This window comes from Actinomadura madurae (assembly GCF_900115095.1).
GTDB classification, from domain to species: domain Bacteria; phylum Actinomycetota; class Actinomycetes; order Streptosporangiales; family Streptosporangiaceae; genus Spirillospora; species Spirillospora madurae.
The window spans coordinates 175653-191634 of the sequence record NZ_FOVH01000015.1 but is presented as its reverse complement, the minus strand read 5'-3'; the positions used below and the strand labels follow the sequence as shown (position 1 = coordinate 191634).

At 70.0% G+C, this 15982-nt stretch carries 16 protein-coding genes and 1 tRNA gene; 8 read left to right on the top strand and 9 right to left on the bottom strand.

What is annotated here, in order from left to right; translation table 11 throughout:
* Positions 1–48 precede the first annotated feature (48 nt).
* The 3 genes from BM339_RS34715 to BM339_RS34705 all read left to right on the top strand — a co-directional run bounded on the left by BM339_RS34715 (position 49) and on the right by BM339_RS34705 (position 1539).
* A complete protein-coding gene (locus BM339_RS34715) occupies positions 49–678 on the top strand; it encodes a GNAT family N-acetyltransferase (protein ID WP_024934991.1) in 630 nt (209 codons plus the stop codon).
* A gap of 215 nt (positions 679–893) precedes the next feature.
* Positions 894–1418, top strand: a complete 525-nt coding sequence (sepX, locus tag BM339_RS34710; RefSeq protein ID WP_024934990.1) for a divisome protein SepX/GlpR — start codon at positions 894–896, stop codon at positions 1416–1418.
* A 47-nt stretch (positions 1419–1465) separates the two neighbouring features.
* Positions 1466–1539: transfer RNA gene (locus BM339_RS34705), tRNA-Ala, on the top strand.
* 812 nt (positions 1540–2351) lie between these two features.
* On the opposite strand, the gene BM339_RS52735 is transcribed toward BM339_RS34705, so the two are convergent.
* A complete protein-coding gene (locus BM339_RS52735; RefSeq protein ID WP_143118728.1) occupies positions 2352–2711 on the bottom strand; it encodes an IS3 family transposase in 360 nt (119 codons plus the stop codon).
* Positions 2708–3163 (bottom strand): DUF6326 family protein, encoded by a 456-nt coding sequence (locus BM339_RS34695; protein WP_218163829.1) that lies wholly within the window; start codon positions 3161–3163, stop codon positions 2708–2710. The genes BM339_RS52735 and BM339_RS34695 overlap by 4 nt, the downstream gene beginning before the upstream one ends.
* Positions 3164–3438: 275 nt before the next feature.
* Between BM339_RS34695 and BM339_RS34690 the strand changes: the two genes are divergently transcribed.
* The 4 genes from BM339_RS34690 (at position 3439) to BM339_RS48085 (ending at position 5979) form a co-directional block, all read left to right on the top strand.
* Positions 3439–4545, top strand: a complete 1107-nt coding sequence (locus BM339_RS34690; RefSeq protein WP_256255593.1) for a sensor histidine kinase — start codon at positions 3439–3441, stop codon at positions 4543–4545.
* On the top strand, positions 4542–5189 hold the full coding sequence (locus tag BM339_RS34685) for a response regulator (protein ID WP_075023611.1): 648 nt from the start codon (positions 4542–4544) through the stop codon (positions 5187–5189). The genes BM339_RS34690 and BM339_RS34685 overlap by 4 nt, the downstream gene beginning before the upstream one ends.
* Before the next feature lie 143 nt (positions 5190–5332).
* Positions 5333–5527, top strand: coding sequence for a hypothetical protein (locus BM339_RS49080; protein WP_143118727.1), 195 nt, complete (start codon positions 5333–5335; stop codon positions 5525–5527).
* 56 nt (positions 5528–5583) lie between these two features.
* Positions 5584–5979: a DUF4190 domain-containing protein gene (locus tag BM339_RS48085; protein WP_177287853.1), complete on the top strand. Its 396-nt coding sequence runs from the start codon at positions 5584–5586 to the stop codon at positions 5977–5979.
* A 455-nt stretch (positions 5980–6434) separates the two neighbouring features.
* On the opposite strand, the gene BM339_RS34670 is transcribed toward BM339_RS48085, so the two are convergent.
* From BM339_RS34670 to BM339_RS34655, 4 genes are read right to left on the bottom strand one after another with little or no spacing between them, the layout of a single operon-like run.
* On the bottom strand, positions 6435–8483 hold the full coding sequence (locus tag BM339_RS34670; RefSeq protein ID WP_075023608.1) for a glycoside hydrolase family 36 protein: 2049 nt from the start codon (positions 8481–8483) through the stop codon (positions 6435–6437).
* Positions 8480–9397 (bottom strand): EamA family transporter, encoded by a 918-nt coding sequence (locus BM339_RS34665; RefSeq protein ID WP_075023607.1) that lies wholly within the window; start codon positions 9395–9397, stop codon positions 8480–8482. The genes BM339_RS34670 and BM339_RS34665 overlap by 4 nt, the downstream gene beginning before the upstream one ends.
* A gap of 10 nt (positions 9398–9407) precedes the next feature.
* Positions 9408–10382, bottom strand: a complete 975-nt coding sequence (locus BM339_RS34660; RefSeq protein WP_075023661.1) for a BadF/BadG/BcrA/BcrD ATPase family protein — start codon at positions 10380–10382, stop codon at positions 9408–9410.
* 42 nt (positions 10383–10424) lie between these two features.
* Positions 10425–11576 carry an SIS domain-containing protein gene (locus BM339_RS34655; RefSeq protein WP_075023606.1) on the bottom strand — a complete coding sequence of 384 codons (1152 nt, stop codon included), beginning with the start codon at positions 11574–11576 and terminating at the stop codon, positions 10425–10427.
* Positions 11577–11881: 305 nt separating this feature from the next.
* Between BM339_RS34655 and BM339_RS34650 the strand changes: the two genes are divergently transcribed.
* The gene (locus BM339_RS34650) at positions 11882–12661 is read left to right on the top strand and encodes a GntR family transcriptional regulator (RefSeq protein WP_021594931.1); all 780 of its coding nucleotides are present in this window, start codon (positions 11882–11884) and stop codon (positions 12659–12661) included.
* Between the two features lie 15 nt (positions 12662–12676).
* On the opposite strand, the gene BM339_RS34645 is transcribed toward BM339_RS34650, so the two are convergent.
* Genes BM339_RS34645 through BM339_RS34635 form a run of 3 tightly spaced genes read right to left on the bottom strand, consistent with a single transcriptional unit; the run spans position 12677 to position 15915 of the window.
* Complete coding sequence (locus BM339_RS34645; protein ID WP_244938724.1) at positions 12677–13882, bottom strand: RNA polymerase sigma factor; 1206 nt, start codon at positions 13880–13882, stop codon at positions 12677–12679.
* On the bottom strand, positions 13873–14226 hold the full coding sequence (locus BM339_RS34640) for a YciI family protein (protein ID WP_235206384.1): 354 nt from the start codon (positions 14224–14226) through the stop codon (positions 13873–13875). The genes BM339_RS34645 and BM339_RS34640 overlap by 10 nt, the downstream gene beginning before the upstream one ends.
* Before the next feature lie 45 nt (positions 14227–14271).
* The gene (locus BM339_RS34635; RefSeq protein WP_075023605.1) at positions 14272–15915 is read right to left on the bottom strand and encodes an MFS transporter; all 1644 of its coding nucleotides are present in this window, start codon (positions 15913–15915) and stop codon (positions 14272–14274) included.
* Positions 15916–15982 lie beyond the last annotated feature (67 nt).

Sequence of the window (15982 nt, the reverse complement as noted above, 5' to 3'; positions counted from 1 at the left end):
GGTGGCAATCAATGGCGTCCACACGTCCGACCAGGGAATCATGGAACCGTGGAACGTTTGCGGGGATGGCCGGTCACCCTGACCGAAGGCCCTGTCGGGCTGCGCCCGCTGCGGCATCGCGACGCCGCCGTCTGGCGCGAGCTGCGGGTCCGCAACGCCGACTGGCTCCGCCCCTGGGAGCCGACGAACCCCGAGACCCCGCTGTTCCGCAGCGGCCTCGGTCCGTACCTCAGCATGGTGCACACGATGCGCCGCGAGGCCCGCCAGGGCCTCGCGCTGCCGTGGGTCGTCACCCACGAGGACGACTTCGCCGGCCAGCTCACCATCGGCGCGATCGTCTGGGGCTCGGCCCGTTCCGCCCAGATCGGCTACTGGGTCGACAAGCGCGTCGCCGGACGCGGCGTCATTCCCACCGCGGTCGCCCTCGCCGTCGACCACTGTTTCTTCACCGTCGGCCTGCACCGGCTGGAGGCGAATATCCGCCCGGAGAACACCGCGTCCCGCCGCGTCGTCGAAAAGCTCGGATTCCGGGAAGAGGGAATTCGGCGCCGCCATCTGCACATCGACGGCGCCTGGCGCGACCACATCTGCTATGCCCTCACCGTCGAGGACGTCCCCGGCGGCCTGCGCGCCCGCTGGCTCGCCGACCGTAAACAGGCATTTCCCCGGCACACCTGAGCCGGACGTGACTTTCCGGCCGTAAGAATCCTCCGTTCGAGAAGGCCCGGCAAACGGAGAGTAACGGCGAGATCGATCTCGCGACACACCGCCCCTTATGCTCGTCAACCTCTGACACCCCCTCGTACCGTGCGGGGCGTGACCCTGCTCCCATTGCACGTTCGCGCGCCGAAAGTCGGCCCGCCTCCTGAGCGTGCCCTGGGGCGGTGGGGCCGATGAGCAGCGCCGTCCTCTATCTCGCGATCGTCGCCGTCTGGGCCGTCGTCCTCGTACCCATGTGGCTGCGCCGCGACACCGAGGCGACCGGCATCTCCCGTCTCCTCCACAAGCGTCCCGACGAGTCCGTCGCCGAGGACGACGAGGAAGAGGAGGCCCCGGAGCCCCGCCGCCCGGTGAGCCGCGCCACCGTGATCGCCCGGCGCCGCCGCCGCACCACGGGCCTCACGGCCCTGGTCCTCACCGCCGTCGCCGTCGCCGCGTCCGGCGTCGCGCCCTGGTGGATCACCGCGCCCCCGGCCCTGCTGCTGGCGGGCCACCTCGCCCTGCTCCGCGTGGCCGTCGGCATGGACACCGCCCGCCGCCAGGCCGCCGCCGCACGGGCCCGCGCCGCGGCCCGCGCCCGCGCCGACCAGGCCCGCCGCGCCGCCGAGGCCACCGAAGCCGCCGAGGTCATCGAGCTCCCCGCCCCCGACGAGGTCTTCGACCAGTACGCCGACGACCGCCGCGCCGTCGGCGAATAACGGATGCGCGAGCACCCCACGATGTTTGCTAACCTTACGGAGTCCTCGGGGCTGTAGCGCAGTCCGGTAGCGCACCTCGTTCGCATCGAGGGGGTCAGGGGTTCAAATCCCCTCAGCTCCACCGAGACATCCCAGGCAAGAGGCCGGTTCAGGAGAAATCCCAAACCGGCCTCTAATCATTTGCCACCACATCGCCACCAAGCCCACCCGACACCAGATGGCACGCGCGACCACCCAAACGTCACACCCCGGCCGCACCGCCGCGGTCACGGCTTCGTGACGTAGCCCTCACCTCGGACACGAGGTCGTTACCGGAGACGCACCTGCGTCCGCCTCCCATTCGACGCGAGACCGTCCACGTCCCTGCGTAGTGCAGGCGTACCGTGGCCGGTCTGCCGGTCTGCCTGGCGATCGGCCGGTTGCGTAGGTACGCCGCCCCGCCCGGCGCAGCTGGCGGTACTCTCGGCGGCCTTCCCGGAACAGGTGGCCGGGGTGCTGGAGCGTTATAAGCGGCGAACTGCCCGGCTGCCTGTGCGGGTCGGGGCGGTGGCGCGAGAGTGGCGAGTCGGGCTGGTTCCCGTGTGCTCTCGGCTCTGGGTGTGCCGGCGTCGCGGCACACTGCGATACGGCCCCTGTTCCAACGGTGGCGATCCCGCGGGTGCTGGGCGCAGACGATTTCTCTCTGCGGCGCTCCCGCTCCTACGCAACAGCGTCGATCGACGCCGAGGCCCGCTGGCGAGTCGATGTCCTGCCCGACCGCGGGTCCGATGCCTTCACCGTGTGGCTGCGCGAGACCCCGGGCATCGGGATCGTCTGCCGGAATCGCGCGGTCGTGCCGATCCGCGACGAATGGCCGGTTGACCAGGCCCGGCGGCCGCGGTGCCGTCTCATCTGGCACCGTAGTGCGGCGCTTAACTCCACGGCGCGCGCGTTTCAAACCTGCTGGCGCATCAGCCGTCCCATCGTGCACCGCGTCACTTGCCGGCCCTGCCGACGTACCTGCTGGTGCACCCGGCGAGCACCGGAGACGCCGTAGTTGGCTTGGTGGACGAATTGGATCCGCTCGGTCAACACGGCATCTCGGCGGGTTCCGGGTCGAGGCGGTCGGCATTCGTGGCCGTAGTAGGTGCCCGGGCATAGGCCCAAGACCCGACAGACCGGAACTGGCCCCGAATTGTGTCCATTCAGGGTGGGGCGTGACCTGTGGGGTTGAGCTGGCTTGATCTTCGCTGAATGGATTGTGCCCGCGGGTGGCGCGAGCGAAGGATGGTCGGGTGCGGGGCGGGCGGTCATGCCTGCTGCGGCCTGCGGGGTGGCTCGCTGTCGAGGCCGGCTGCCAGGGTCGCCGGTGATGCGATGCGGCGTGGCCAGGTCCAGGCGGAGCGCAGGATGAAGGCCAGGAGCAGCACCTCGAGTCCGATGGACAGGCCGTAGAAGTAGGAGTAGGTCCAGGTCTCCCCTGCCGCGTTGAACATCGAGACGGGGATGTAGAGCGTTGCGACGACGAGGTTGATGGTGCGGTTGACACCGGCGGGCAGTGTCGCGGAGAGCAGGATCATGAGGATCGGGATGGCCATGAGCGTGAGCGCGATGGCGACGAAGGTCGGGCCGGTGTCGAACTCGTGGACGCTGCCGGCCAGGAGGTCGTCGAGGAAGCCGGGCTTGTACAGGGCGAGGTAGTCGACGTAGATGTAGAGGAACATGAAGCTGGTCCATGCCGCTGCGAGCTTGGCCTGCACGGGCATGCGCAGATCTTCCAGCGTGCTCGGGGACGGCGGATTCCCTGGTGCGGCGTGGGATTGAGGCGTTCTCATCACAATGCTCCCTGGCTTGATCGGGTGGGTGCTTTCACCTTCACGGACGCCGGCGGCGGGCACATCAGCCGCGGAGCCTTATTCGACCTGGCCGTTGGCACAGCCGGGCTCTTGTACTTTCGGCGAATACACCGAGCACGCGGGCTGCCTAGGCTGATCAGATGGCCACCAACGCACTCCGCTCGCTGTGGGCCGAACCTCGACCCATGAATGCCCCGGAGCTGGGGCCGCGGGACTGGGCCTTGGTCGCAGTACTGATCTGCTGGTCGGTGGTGGAAGCGGTGCTTCGCCAGGACCTGGCGCCACGCCCGCTGCTGCTACTCGCGGTGCTCGCGGTCCTCGGCCCCCTGCTGTGGCGACGCACGCACCCGCTCGTCGCGGTTGCGGTCTCCTTCGGCACGTTGACGATCGTCGACATCGTCAGAATCCTCACCGGGTCGCAAGGCGCCCTGCTGAACAGCAGCATCGCGGTGCTGATCCTGGCCTACGCCTTGTTCCGGTGGGGCTCTGGCCGGGAAGCCGCAAGCGGCCTCGGCGTCATCGTGCTCTGGCTGGCTGTCATCACCACCCTCGGCGCCGACCCCACCAGCCTGGCGGAGGTGGTCGCGGGATACGCGTTCTTCCTGTCCGCCGCCGCGCTCGGCACCGCGATCCGCTATCGCACGAAGATCCGCATCCGCGACATCGACCACGCCAAGGCCCGCGAACGCGAACAGCTCGCTCGTGAACTCCACGACACCGTCGCCCACCACGTCTCGGGCATCGCCATCCAGGCCCAAGCAGGACGTGCCGTCGCGGCCTCCCACCCCGAGCGTGCCATCGAGGCCCTGGCCGTCATCGAGGACGCAGCGACCCGCACCCTCACCGAGCTGCGCGCCATCGTCGGCGTGCTCCGCGCCACACAGGACACCGAGTTCGCGCCGCAGCCCGGCGTGGCCGAGGTCGAGCAGCTCGCCACCGATGGCCGGACGCGTCCCTGCGTCAAGGTGACGCTATTCGGAGAGTTCGACGACCTCAGCCCGGCGGTCGGGGCCGCGATCTACCGCCTGGCCCAGGAGTCCATCACCAACGCTCGACGGCACGCCCGTCACGCGACCCAGGTCACCGTCGCCGTCACAGGCGACGCCGACCAGGTACGGCTGACCATCGACGACGACGGCTCCGCCGCCGGCGGCCGCGCCCCAGCAGGCTACGGCCTGGTGGGCATGCGGGAACGCGCCTCACTGCTCGGCGGCACCTTCCACGCAGGCCCCACCGCCGAGCGGGGCTGGCGGGTAGAGGCGGTCCTGCCTCGAACCGGGACACCACGATGAGCATCAGGGTCCTCATCGCCGACGACCAGCCCATCGTGCGCACCGGGCTGACCATGCTGCTCGACGCCCAACCCGACATCGAAGTGGTCGGCGCGGCCGCCGACGGACGCGAGGCAGTCCGCCTGGCGCTCCAGCTGCGCCCCGACGTCGGCCTGTTCGACATCCGAATGCCGCTGATGGACGGCATCGAAGCCACCCGACGCCTCGCCGGCCCCGACGTCACCGATCCCCTGCCGATCGTGGTCATCACCACCTTCGACCTCGACGATTATGTCCACGGGGCGCTCAAAGCCGGCGCCCGCGGGTTCCTACTCAAGGACGCCGGACCCGCCCTGCTGACCCAGGCCATCCACGCCGCCGCCGACGGAGACGCACTGATCGCACCCAGCGTGACTGTCCGACTACTCGCAGCGTTCGCCCACGCACAGACCCCACCACCGAGGCAGCCGATAGAACCGCTCACCGCCCGCGAGGAGGAAGTCCTCGTGCCTGTAGCCCAAGGCCGCACCAACAATGAGATCGCCAGCGAGCTCCATATCACCCCAAGCACCGTCAAAGCCCACCTCGCCAGCCTCATGCGAAAGCTCGGCGCCCGAAACCGCGTCGAGGTCGCCATGTGGGCCCACGAGACCGGCCGCATCTGACGCCGCAAAGGCACCCGCCGCCGTTTGCCGCAACCCCCCCACAGCGTCACAAAGCGGCTCGCGCGCATATCGATCAGCGCACTCCCCCGGTTCGTTGCTATTGCCACCGAACACCTCGACGCGCGTACCTGGTGGACGGGTGGTTGGAGGTCGGTGCGCTGCTCACCGATCTCGAGCTGCAGAAGTCCAGCACCATCGACCCTACGATCTGGGTGTGCCGGAGGCTGCTCGGCAATCCCCCGGTCGAGGAACGGACCTCGTTGGCCCTCGCATTCACATCCGTGATCTGGCTCGACCGCTCGGGGTTGATCATTGCTTGCCCCGTCAGCCTGGCGTGAGGCTTTATGAGGGGAACGCTGTGGTGGGACGCTTGGAGCCGCGGCAGGAGGCCGCGTTGGGCGGTGACCCGGACGCGACGCGCGACTACGCGGCGGTGCTTGAGGGTGAGCGGCGGTTCGCCGAGGCTGAATGGTGGTACCGGGAGGCCGCCAGCCGAGAAGCGCGGCCGCGCTCTGAGGGTTACGGACCCGTCTGGCCGCCCTCGTTCATCCACGGCATCCCAGGCGCCTGGACGTCCCATAACCATGCTGCGATCCGGGCACTGGTGCTCGGACTGTTCGGACCGATCACTTGCGGCGTCACCTCTATCCCGGCGATCCTTCTCGGGCACGTGGCGTGGGCGCGGGTGCGCCGCTCCGGCCAGCCCGGCATCGGGTTGGCGATCGCCGGAGCCGCGCTCGGCTGGATGATGGTCGTGGTCTGGGGACTGGTCATCCCTCAACTGGTTTGAGCCTCGTCAGACCGCCGCAATGCCTACGCGGAGAACGACGAGACGTCCAGGAATGCGGTACGGCTGAACAAGCGGTTTCCTAATCGCGCCAACCGGCATCGTCTCCAGCGGGTTCTTCGGGATGCTACCGGCACGCTCGACCGCGACAGGGCCGAGGAGGCCGAGGAGCGGCTGGCGCGTCGGCGGCCGAAGACGTGGCGGAAGGAACCTGGTCTACCGCTGGGGGACTGGGTCGAAAGCAGGCTGCAGCGGCGCAGCCGGCGGGCGAAGCTGCGCACTCTTACCAAGGCGCGTGTCGCCACCAAGGGGACCGTCAAGCGGCATTGGTAGCCACCTGTTTCGGTGGGAGCGATCCTCGAAGGCGTGAGTTGCGGCGTTTGCCTTGCTGAGGCGGTGGGGCGCGGCGGGCGGGAATGGAATGGTCATCCCGCCCGCTGCGTCTTGGTTGTGCGGTGTCAGGGGGTTGGGGTGGCGGTTAGGAGTTGGAACTGGTTGAAGGTTAGTTTCACCCTGTTGTTCCGGGCGTCTGCTGTGCCTAGTGACTTGCCGGTGAAGGGGTCGGTTAGGTGGTAGCGGGCGTTTCCCAGGCCTCGTAGTTCTATTGTGCCGTTCCATTGGGGGGCGTAGAAGGCGTAGTGGAGGGTCCTGCCCTTGGCGATTACGTGTGCTTCGGGCTTGTCGAAGCCTATGTCGTATAGGTCGCCCCTGTAGATGCCGGTGGGGAGCATGTTGTTCTTGTAGAGGGCGATCCATTTGCGCCAGAGGGCTTCCCGTTCGGGGGTTAGCGCGTTTGGATCGTCCGGGGTGTCCTGCGGGTAGGTGAACTTGGTCGACAGGACGGCTCCTACGCCGTAGCTGGAGGCGAAGTCGTCGCCTCCGTCGGAGAGTTCGACGTGGTCGCCGGCGTAGCTGCTGCCCGGCCCCATCAGGGCCTTCATCGTCTTGCCCTTGGTCCGGACCTGGTAGGACGACTCCGGGTCCGACGCCGGGTACTGGTCGACGTACGGCAGGTTGTGGAAGGCGAAGGCCGTGCCGCAGGGGCACAGTTCGATGAGGGCGTTCGGGTTCGCCTGATGTGCGGCTTCGTAGATCGCCTTCCAGAAGCGGGCCACGCCTTCGGTCGATTCTTCGGGCCGGGCGTGCCGGTGGGCCGGGTTGTAGCAGGGGGTGACGCCGTTGAGGTGCTGGCCGTCGATTTTGAGGCCTTCGTAGCCCCAGTCGCCGATGAATTTCTTGGCTTGGCGGACGAAGTAGTCGACGGTCGGCTGGTAGGCGGGGCACAGCGTGTAGGCGTCCCACCAGGTCACTTCTTGCTTGTTGCCGTCGCGGTCCAGCAGGAGCATGTCGGGGTGTTCGGTGAACAGATTGCTTCCGGGGTCCGCCGCCAGTGGGGCCCACCAGAGGCGGGGGCGCAGGCCCGCGTCCCGGATCTGCTTGGTGAAGGCTCGCATGTCCGGTTCGCCTTGCGGGAACTTTTGGGGGTTGAGGTCCCAGTCGCCTTCGTTGGTCTGCCAGCCGTCGTCGAGGACGGCCCAGTGGAGGCCGACCTCGCGCACTTTGGGAAGTGTCCCGATGACTTGGTCGACGGTGAAGTCGCGCTCGTAGCCCCAAGCGCACCAGATGGGCTCGAAGGCCGAGTCGGGGGCGTCGGGGGCGCGCAGGGAAATGTCGCCCATGTAGTCGCGGTAGCGTTGGAGGGGCACGAAGTGGTCGCCCGGGGCTGCCGTCAGGAATGTGGTTTCCGTGGTCAGGTGCCGGCCCGGTTTCAGGGTGCGGTCGGTTTCGGCTTTGATGGCGATGCTCGCTCCGCGGGTTGTTCTGCGGACGGGCATGCTCAGGATTCTCGCTACGGGTTCGACGTGGCCGACAGAGAGGCCCGCGCCGCGGCGCCAGACGGTTGCGAGGGGTGTTCCGCCGCCGTAGTCGGATGAGTCCATTCCCAGGGAGTTCTCCTGGAAGAAGTCGTCCTTCATTGGTTGCACCCAGTCGCGGCGGTCCTCGTGGGTGGTGCCGGAGAAGGTGTAGAAGCCGCCGGGTTTCTCGATGAGTTCGTGGGCTCCGTTGCGCCATCCGGTGACCTTCAGCGCGGTACGCGACCGGTTGGTGTAGGTCACCTTCATCAGGATCATTCCGGGCAGGCGCTTGAAGGAGGTCAGCTCGACCGTCTTCCGCACGCCATTGTCGGCGTCGCCGTGGATGGTCACGTGGACGCCCGCGCCGTGCCGGGGGTGCCGGGTCTTGCGGGTCCGGTGTCCGCGGTAGGCGAACGCCTCGATGGCCCCGCCTTGCAGGAGGAGGGCTTCACCGGCGTCGAAGCGCGTGATGCCGACGTCCTTCAGGGCCACCCGGCTGCGCAGCTCGTCGTCGAACTCCAGGGTGATGGTGGTGTCGCCTACCCCGACGACGTCGGCGGCGCTCGCGGGGGTGGCGGTCATGACCCCGGCGGGGAGGGCGGTCGCTCCGGCGCCTCCGAGGGCGATCTTCAGTACGGTGCGCCGCTTCATGTCAGGCTCCCCTCGGGCTCGGCCGCCGGCGCGGCCGCGCCCTTCTGCTCGTCGGTGTAGATCATCAGGGTCGAGCCGCCGATCGCGAGGACGATGCCGATGACGGCGTAGACCGATGGGACCGTCTGGTAGATCGCCAGGGACAGGATGACGGTGAGCACCGGGGACAGGGCGTTCGTCGAGGGCGCCACGATCGTCGCCTTCCCGCGGCTCAGCGCCATGACGAGGAACAGCGCACCGATCGCGTTGAGTATCTGTGTCGCGGCGGTGAGGGTGGGGGCCTTCCAGGTGAAGTCGCCGGGGAGCCCGCCCATCATGACGATCGCGACGGGGATCAGCAGCAGTCCGCTGATGGTCATGTAGGCGAAGGTCGTTCCGTCGTTGACGCCGACCGTGGCGGCCTTCTTCATGTAGAAGGCCTGGACGCCCCAGGCGACGAAGATGCCGATCGCGTAGATCAGCCAGGGGCCCGTGGAGGCGTCGCCGTCGCCGTCCGAGATGTTGAACAGCAGGAGGGCCGCCAGGGCGGCGACGAGCCCGATCGCCGAGAGCGTGGTGAGCCGTTCCCGGAGGAACGCGATGGCCATCAGCGCGGTGATGGCCGGGGACAGCGCGATGATCGGGAAGATCAGGTAGGCGGGGCCGACGGTGAGCGCGTGGAAGAGCAGCAGCTGGCCGCCGGCGCCGGTCAGCCCGATGACCAGGCCGTAGCCGGCCGCGACGGGCCGGCGGTCGAAGGTGACGCCGCGCAGCCCGAAGTAGGTCGGGATGAGCATCGTCAGCGCCCAGACGATGTAGATCATCTCGTCCGGGTAGTCGTACCACTTCGTCGGCAGGTTGGAGAGAGCGCCCCACGTGCCCCAGAAGGCCACGAGCAGCGCGGCGTAGATGACCCAGCTTCTGTCGTTCTTCATCGTCTTCTCCCTACGACGTGCTGGATGCGGTTTGCAGGCGCTGGAGCGCGTCGTGGCTCAGCGGGTCGGCGCTCAGCTTCGCGGCATAGATCGCGGCGCCGATGTCGGGTGGGAAGAGGGGGTCGCGCAGCTCGAAGGCGGCGTACCGCTCGCCGAGTTCGCGGTGGAAGGCGTCCAGGATCGACGGGCCGGCGTTGAACACTCCGCCGGAGTAGGAGACGGGCACCGGCCGGCCCGGCGGGAACCCGAGGTGCGTGCGCGCGGTGTCAACGGTCTCGGCCAGTTCCCGCGCGGCCTCGGTGAGGATGCCGGCCCCGTGGCGGTCTCCCTGGTCGGCCGCGGTGACGACCAGCCTGCTGAGGGCTGCGATCTTGCTCCGGCTCCCCTGCCAGCGGTTGAGCACCACGTCGACCAGGTCGAGATCCTCGTCGAGGTCCAGGTGCTCCTTGATCAGCGCGTGCAGGGGGCCGGCGGGCAGGCGGCCGTCGCTCATCTTGGAGAAGCAGCTGAGCCCGCGGATGCCGATCCAGTAGGCGGACCCCTCGTCGCCGAACAGCTCGCCCCAGCCGCCGACGCGGACGCGGCGGCCGTCGCGCTCGCCGTAGGTGATGGAACCGGTGCCGCTGACGACGTTGATCCCGTCCTCGCAGCCGAGGGAGCCCGCCCAGCTGCAGACCATGTCGTTGCCGCAGGCGAAGCGGTCGTGCCCGAGGGCATCGCGGGCGGACGCGTTGAGGGTGGCGATGTCGCCGCTGACCTCGCCGTAGGTCGGGAGGCCGAAGAACGCGTGCCGGACGTCCCCGGACGCGATGCCGGCCTTGGCGCAGACGTCCGCGACACCGTCCCGCAGAACGCGGCCGACCAGGTCGATGCCCACCGAGAAGTAGTCGGTGGACGGGCCTTCCACCTGCGCGGTGATCTCCCCGTTCCCGGTGACCAGGCTGAAGGCGGTCTTCGTCCCGCCCCCGTCGACTCCGAGGAACATGGTCACGCCCCGGCTCCGGGCGCGATGGCCGCCCGCGGCGGCTCAGCCGAGCGGGTGGATGGTGACGCCTTGCACGACACGGTTGACCTCCTGTGCGGGGAACGGGTTGTCGGGTCGGTGTCCTAGACGGAGGGAGGTGTGCAACGCGATAACCTGCGCGAACAGGGCATAGCAGAGCGCTACCAGGGCATCGTCCAAGCCGTCCAGTCCTGGGAGGCGCCAGAGGTCCTCCCCGGGCTCGCCGTCCTGGGCGGTCAGGGCGAGGACGCCGTCCGGCGCGAGCGACCGGCGGAGCTCCTCCACCAGGTCGAGGTCGTAGCGCCGGGTGTAGGCGTCGTTGGACACGTAGACCACGGCCAGCGTCCGATCGTTCAGCACGGCCTTGGGGCCGTGCCGGAAGGCCAGGGGCGACTCGGCGTGGGTCACCACGTCACCGGCGGCCAGCTCCAGCAGCTTGAGCGCCGACTCCTGCGCGAGGCCCCGCAGTGGGCCGCTCCCGAGATAGACGAAGCGCTCGTAGCCCGCCGCGGCCAGCGACCGGGCTCGTTCGGCGATGGCGGGCAGCGCGCGTTCGGCGGCGGTGGCGAGCCGGTGGACGGCCTCGTCGGCCGTGCCGTCGCCGAGTACGAGCAGGACGCCGAGCACCATGCACGTGAAGCTCGACGTCATGGCGAAGCCCTGGTCGTTGGCCGCGGCCGGCATGCGCAGCACCATCGAGGACTCCGCGCCGGCGTGCTCCTGGTAGAGCAGACCGTCCGGGTTGCAGGTGACGACGAGATGGTGGCACTCGGTCAGGAGCCGGTCCGCGAGTCGGGTCGCGGCGACGGCTTCGGGGCTGTCCCCCGAGCGGGAGAACGAGACCAGCAGCGTCGGCACGTCCTCCGCGAGGCAGCCGTGCGGGTCGGCCACCAGCTCCGTGCTGGCGACGGCCTCGACGCGGCGGCCGAGGCGGCGGCCGAGCGCCGGCGCCAGGAGCTCGCCGGCGTACGCGGACGTCCCCGCACCGGCCAGCACGATGCGCACGTCACGGCGATCGAGCAGCGGACGCAGGAAGGCGTCGCGCTTCCCGCCCAGCGCCGAGACCGTCTTGGCCACCTCGCGCCACAGGGCGGGCTGTTGCGCGATCTCGCGGGCCGTCCGGCCCGCTCCGCGGTCGTCGAGTTCGCCGGCTGCGTACCCCAGGGTTCGATCCATGAAGGTCGGGTTCCTCCTCGCGTGGGTGGATCTCAACGGCGCCGGCCGCCGCGGGCGCGCGTCCGCGGCACCGCCGGGCCGTCACCGTGGCGCCGGACGGGATCGAGGGGAAGTCCGCTCACGGTGGTGCTCCCCCCGTCCTCGCCGGATGGTCTATCCGGAACGTAAGTGGTATGCGTTTGGTTTGTCAATGGCCTAGATCCGGCATTCTTTGGTTCGACCCCGGTAGCGACGGCGCAGGCCAGAAGGGGCAGAGCACGCGGCGGCCCGAACTGGACGATCAGCTCAACCGGTATGCTTCTGGTATGACTGTTGAGCAGACGCCGCTGCCCCGCGGCCTGTTCGCCGACGACGCGCTCCCCCTGTACGAGCGCACGGCCGCGCAGTTGCTCGAAGACCTGCGGGCCACCGCCGCGCGCGCCGGTGACCGGCTGCCGTCCGAGCGGGCGCTCGCGGCCCGGTACTCCGTCTCGCGGGTGACGCTGCGGGCCGCCCTCGCCGAACTGGAGTCCCGGGGCATCGTGCGTCCGGCCTCGTCACGCGGCTGGTTCGTCGCCGAGCTCCAGGTCCCCGAGCAGGCGGCGGCGCCCACCGTGACGGCCCCGCAGGTCCAGGGCTTCGCCGACTACGCGCAGGCCAACGGCCTGACGGCGCGCAGCGAGGTCCTGTCCGCCACGGTGCGCCCGGCGACGGTGTCGGAGGCCGAGCAGCTCCGCATCGCCCCCGGTGCCGACCTCTTCGACCTCCACCGGCTCCGCTTCCTCGACGACCTGCTGGTCGTGCTCGAACACAACCGGCTCCCGCTGGCGGCCTGCCCGGCCCTGGCCGGGACCGACTTCAACAGCGCCTCGCTGTACGCGACCCTCCGCGCGGCGGACCCACCGCAGCTGCCGCGCGTCGCCGACTACGAGGTCGAGGCCCGCCATCCGACGCCGCGGGAGATCGAGCTGTTCAAGATCGGCGACACCATGCCGATGCTCGTCGCGACCCAGCTGACCTTCAACCAGGCGGAGCGCCCGATAGAGCTGACCGTCCAGGTCTACCGGGGCGACCGCTACCGGTTCCGCGCCTCGATCACCAACTGATCGGGCCGTCCTGATTCAGGCGTCCTGGGCAAGGCGTGCTCGTCGCGTCTCCAGGAAGATCCGCTCGGTGTCGTTGGTGGCCAGGGCGATGGCCTCGTCGTAGGCGGCGACGGCCTCGGCGGTACGGCCGAGGCGGGCGAGGAGGTCCGCGCGGGTGGCGGGCAGCAGGTGGTAGCCGGGCAGGTCCAGGTCGTCGACGATGGCGAGCGCCGCGTCCGGTCCGTGCACCTCGGCGACGGCGACCGCGCGGTTGAGCGCCACGACCGGTGTCGGGGAATGCCGCAGCAGCTGGTCGTACAGCGCCAGCACCTGCGTCCAGTCGGTCGCCGGGCCGTCGGTGTGCACGGCGTTGATCGCGGCCTGCAACTGGTACGGCCCCGGCCGCCCCCGCCGCAGGCACCGCCGCACCAGCTCGTGGCCCTCGGCGATCAGCTCCCGGTTCCAGCGCGACCGGTCCTGCTCGGCCAGCACCACCAGCTCGCCCGAGGGCCCCACCCGTGCCGGCCGCCGCGCCTCGGTGAGCAGCAGCAGCGCCAGCAGGCCGATCGCCTCCGGCTCGTCGGGCATCAGCTCGGCCAGCTCCCTGGCCAGCCGGACCGACTCCAGGCACAGGTCCGTGCGCAGCAGCTCCCCCGACGTCGAGGCATAGCCCTCGTTGAAGATCAGGTAGAGCACGGTCAGCACCGAGGCCAGCCGGTCGGGGAGGTCGGCGGCGGCGGGCACCCGGTAGGGGATGCGGGCGTCGCGGATCTTCTTCTTCGCCCGGACGATCCGCTGGGACACCGTCGCCTCGGGCACCAGGTAGGCCCGCGCGATCTCCGGCACCTCCAGCCCGCCCAGCAGCCGCAGGGTGAGCGCGGTCTGCGCGAGCGGCGACAGCGCCGGGTGGCAGCAGGTGAACATCATCCGGAGCTGGTCGTCGCGCACCGGTCCCACCTCCTTCGGCTCGTCGGGCTGGTGCAGCAGCAGCGCCTGCGCATGGCGGGCCTCCCTGGTCGACTCCCGGCGCAGCCGGTCGATCGCCCGGTTCCGGGCGGTGGTCACGATCCAGGCGCCGGGGTTGGGCGGCGGCTCCTCCCACTTCTGGACGGCGGTGGCGAACGCGTCCTGCACCGCCTCCTCGGCCAGCCCGATGTCACCGAGGACGCGCGTCAGCGTCGCGACGCACCGCCCGTACTCCGCCCGGTAGATGGCGTCCAGATCATCCGTTCTCAGGCCCACTGCGCGTCCATGAAGGGCCGCACCTCGACCGGTTCGCCGCAGGCCAGCGCGCATTTCTCGGCCCAGGCCAGCGCCTGGTCCAGGTCGTCGCACTCGATCACCCAGAACCCGCCGAGCTGCTCCTTGGTCTCGGCGAACGGGCCGTCGGTCATCGTGGTCGTCCCGTTGCCCGGACGCACCACGGTGGTCGCGTCCGAGGGCAGCAGGCCCCCCACGAACACCCACGAGCCCGCCGCCTGCATCTCCTCGGTGACCTTGGACGTCCGGGCCATCTGCGCGCGCATCTCCTCCTCCGGGGGCTCCGGCGCGCTCTCGTCGAACTGGACGGCGATCAGGTACTTCATCACGATCAACTCCTCGACTCCATCAACCGGCCGCGTGCGCCACCATCAGCACCTTTCCATGCCGGCCGCCCCCGTGCCGGAAGCCGGGACGATCTCCGGGAGGTCCGTCGCGGTGTCCCCGTCCTCCGGGATGCCGTCACCGCCGCCGGACGCGTCCCGCACGTGCCTGAACGCCCACACGGCGAGGACGGCGAGGACGGCGTAGATGACGGCACTGACCAGGCCGACCACATGCACACCGGACGTGAACGCGTCGCGGGCCGCGGCCAGCAGGTCCTCGCTCTGCCCGGCGGGCAGCCGGCCGGCCGCGCCGACCGCGCGGTCGACGCTCTCCCGGGCGGCGTCCGCCACGTGGGGCGGCAGCGTGCCGAGCGCGTCCTCCACGCCGCCCCGGTACACCGCGGTTCCGAGCGTGCCGAGGGTGGCGATGCCGAGCCCGAGGCCGAACTCGGTGGTCGTCTGCACGATCGACGCCCCGGAGCCGGCCCTGTCCGCCGGCACCGCGCCCATGGCGAGGTGGTTGCAGAGCGCGGCCAGCGGCGCCGTGCCGAGCATGACGACGCACATCGCGATGAAGACCGTTTCCGGGCCGGACGCCGAGTCGGCCAGCACGAAGAGCGTGTAGCCGACACCGGCCACGAGCAGCCCGCCCGCGATCAGGTACGCCGGGCGGACGCGATTCGCCAGCGACGGGGTGACCAGGTTGCCGATGATCATCAGCACGTTGGGCACCAGCAGGAGCAGACCGGCCTTGAGAGGGGTGAGGCCGGCGACGTTCTGCAGGTACAGCGTGACGAGCAGGAGCGTTCCGGTGCCCACCATGGCGGTCACGAAGAACAGGCCCAGCGCGGAGCTGAACGTCCGGTCGCCGAACATGCTCAGGTCGAGCAGCGGATGGGGCAGGCGCCGCTGCCGCCGGACGAACACCACCGCCACCGCGATGCCGACCGTCAGCGCGACCGCGGGCGTCCGCGCCCAGCCGTGGGCGGCCAGTTCCTTGAGCCCGTAGACGAACGGCAGGATCGCCGCCAGGGACAGCACGACGCTGAGCGGGTCGAGCCTGCCGGACCGCGGTGCACGCTGGTCGGGAAGCAGGAAGGGACCGAACACCAGCAGCAGCACGATCCCGGGCACGGCGACCAGGAACACCGAGCCCCACCAGAAGAACTCCAGCAGCACGCCGCCCACGAGGGGACCGAGGGTCATCCCGCCCATGAAACAGGTCAGATAGACGGCGAGGGCGCGGCTGCGCTGCCGCTGGTCGGTGAACATGCCGGTGACCAGGGCCAGCACCGACGGCATGACCGCGGCACCGGCCACGCCGAGCAGCGCGCGGCTCGCGATGAGCATCTCCGGGCTGGTGGAGAACGCCGCCGCCACGGAGGCGATGCCGAACAGGGCGCCGCCGGCGAGCAACAGCCTCTTGCGGCCGATCCGGTCACCGAGGGTGCCCATGGTGACCAGGAAGCCCGCTATCAGGAAGCCGTAGATGTCGACGATCCACAGTTGCTGGACGCCGCTCGGGGCGAGCCCCGCGGTCAGGTGCGGGACGGCCAGGTACAGAACGGAGAAGTCCATCGAGACCAGGAACGTGGGCAGGCCGAGCACGGCCAGCGCGGCCCATTCGCGCCGTCCGGCTCTGGGGGTGGTGGTCGCGGTGCTCTCGTGGAGCGGCGGGGTGACCGACATCGCGGGGCCTCCGGTGTGCGGCGACCGGCCGGTGCCGGTCTCTCACCCTCGCTACGAACGGGTCCGG

Bases quoted from the DNA above. Each gene is read 5' to 3' on its own strand.
- sepX (WP_024934990.1), top strand. From the start codon at position 894: ATGAGCAGCGCCGTCCTCTATCTCGCGATCGTCGCCGTCTGGGCCGTC.
- BM339_RS52735 (WP_143118728.1), bottom strand. From the start codon at position 2,711: ATGACCGCCCGCCCCGCACCCGACCATCCTTCGCTCGCGCCACCCGCG.
- BM339_RS34695 (WP_218163829.1), bottom strand. From the start codon at position 3,163: ATGCCCGTGCAGGCCAAGCTCGCAGCGGCATGGACCAGCTTCATGTTC.
- BM339_RS34690 (WP_256255593.1), top strand. From the start codon at position 3,439: ATGAATGCCCCGGAGCTGGGGCCGCGGGACTGGGCCTTGGTCGCAGTA.
- BM339_RS34685 (WP_075023611.1), top strand. From the start codon at position 4,542: ATGAGCATCAGGGTCCTCATCGCCGACGACCAGCCCATCGTGCGCACC.
- BM339_RS34670 (WP_075023608.1), bottom strand. From the start codon at position 8,483: ATGAAGCGGCGCACCGTACTGAAGATCGCCCTCGGAGGCGCCGGAGCG.
- BM339_RS34665 (WP_075023607.1), bottom strand. From the start codon at position 9,397: ATGAAGAACGACAGAAGCTGGGTCATCTACGCCGCGCTGCTCGTGGCC.
- BM339_RS34660 (WP_075023661.1), bottom strand. From the start codon at position 10,382: ATGTTCCTCGGAGTCGACGGGGGCGGGACGAAGACCGCCTTCAGCCTG.
- BM339_RS34655 (WP_075023606.1), bottom strand. From the start codon at position 11,576: ATGGATCGAACCCTGGGGTACGCAGCCGGCGAACTCGACGACCGCGGA.
- BM339_RS34650 (WP_021594931.1), top strand. From the start codon at position 11,882: ATGACTGTTGAGCAGACGCCGCTGCCCCGCGGCCTGTTCGCCGACGAC.
- BM339_RS34640 (WP_235206384.1), bottom strand. From the start codon at position 14,226: ATGAAGTACCTGATCGCCGTCCAGTTCGACGAGAGCGCGCCGGAGCCC.
- BM339_RS34635 (WP_075023605.1), bottom strand. From the start codon at position 15,915: ATGTCGGTCACCCCGCCGCTCCACGAGAGCACCGCGACCACCACCCCC.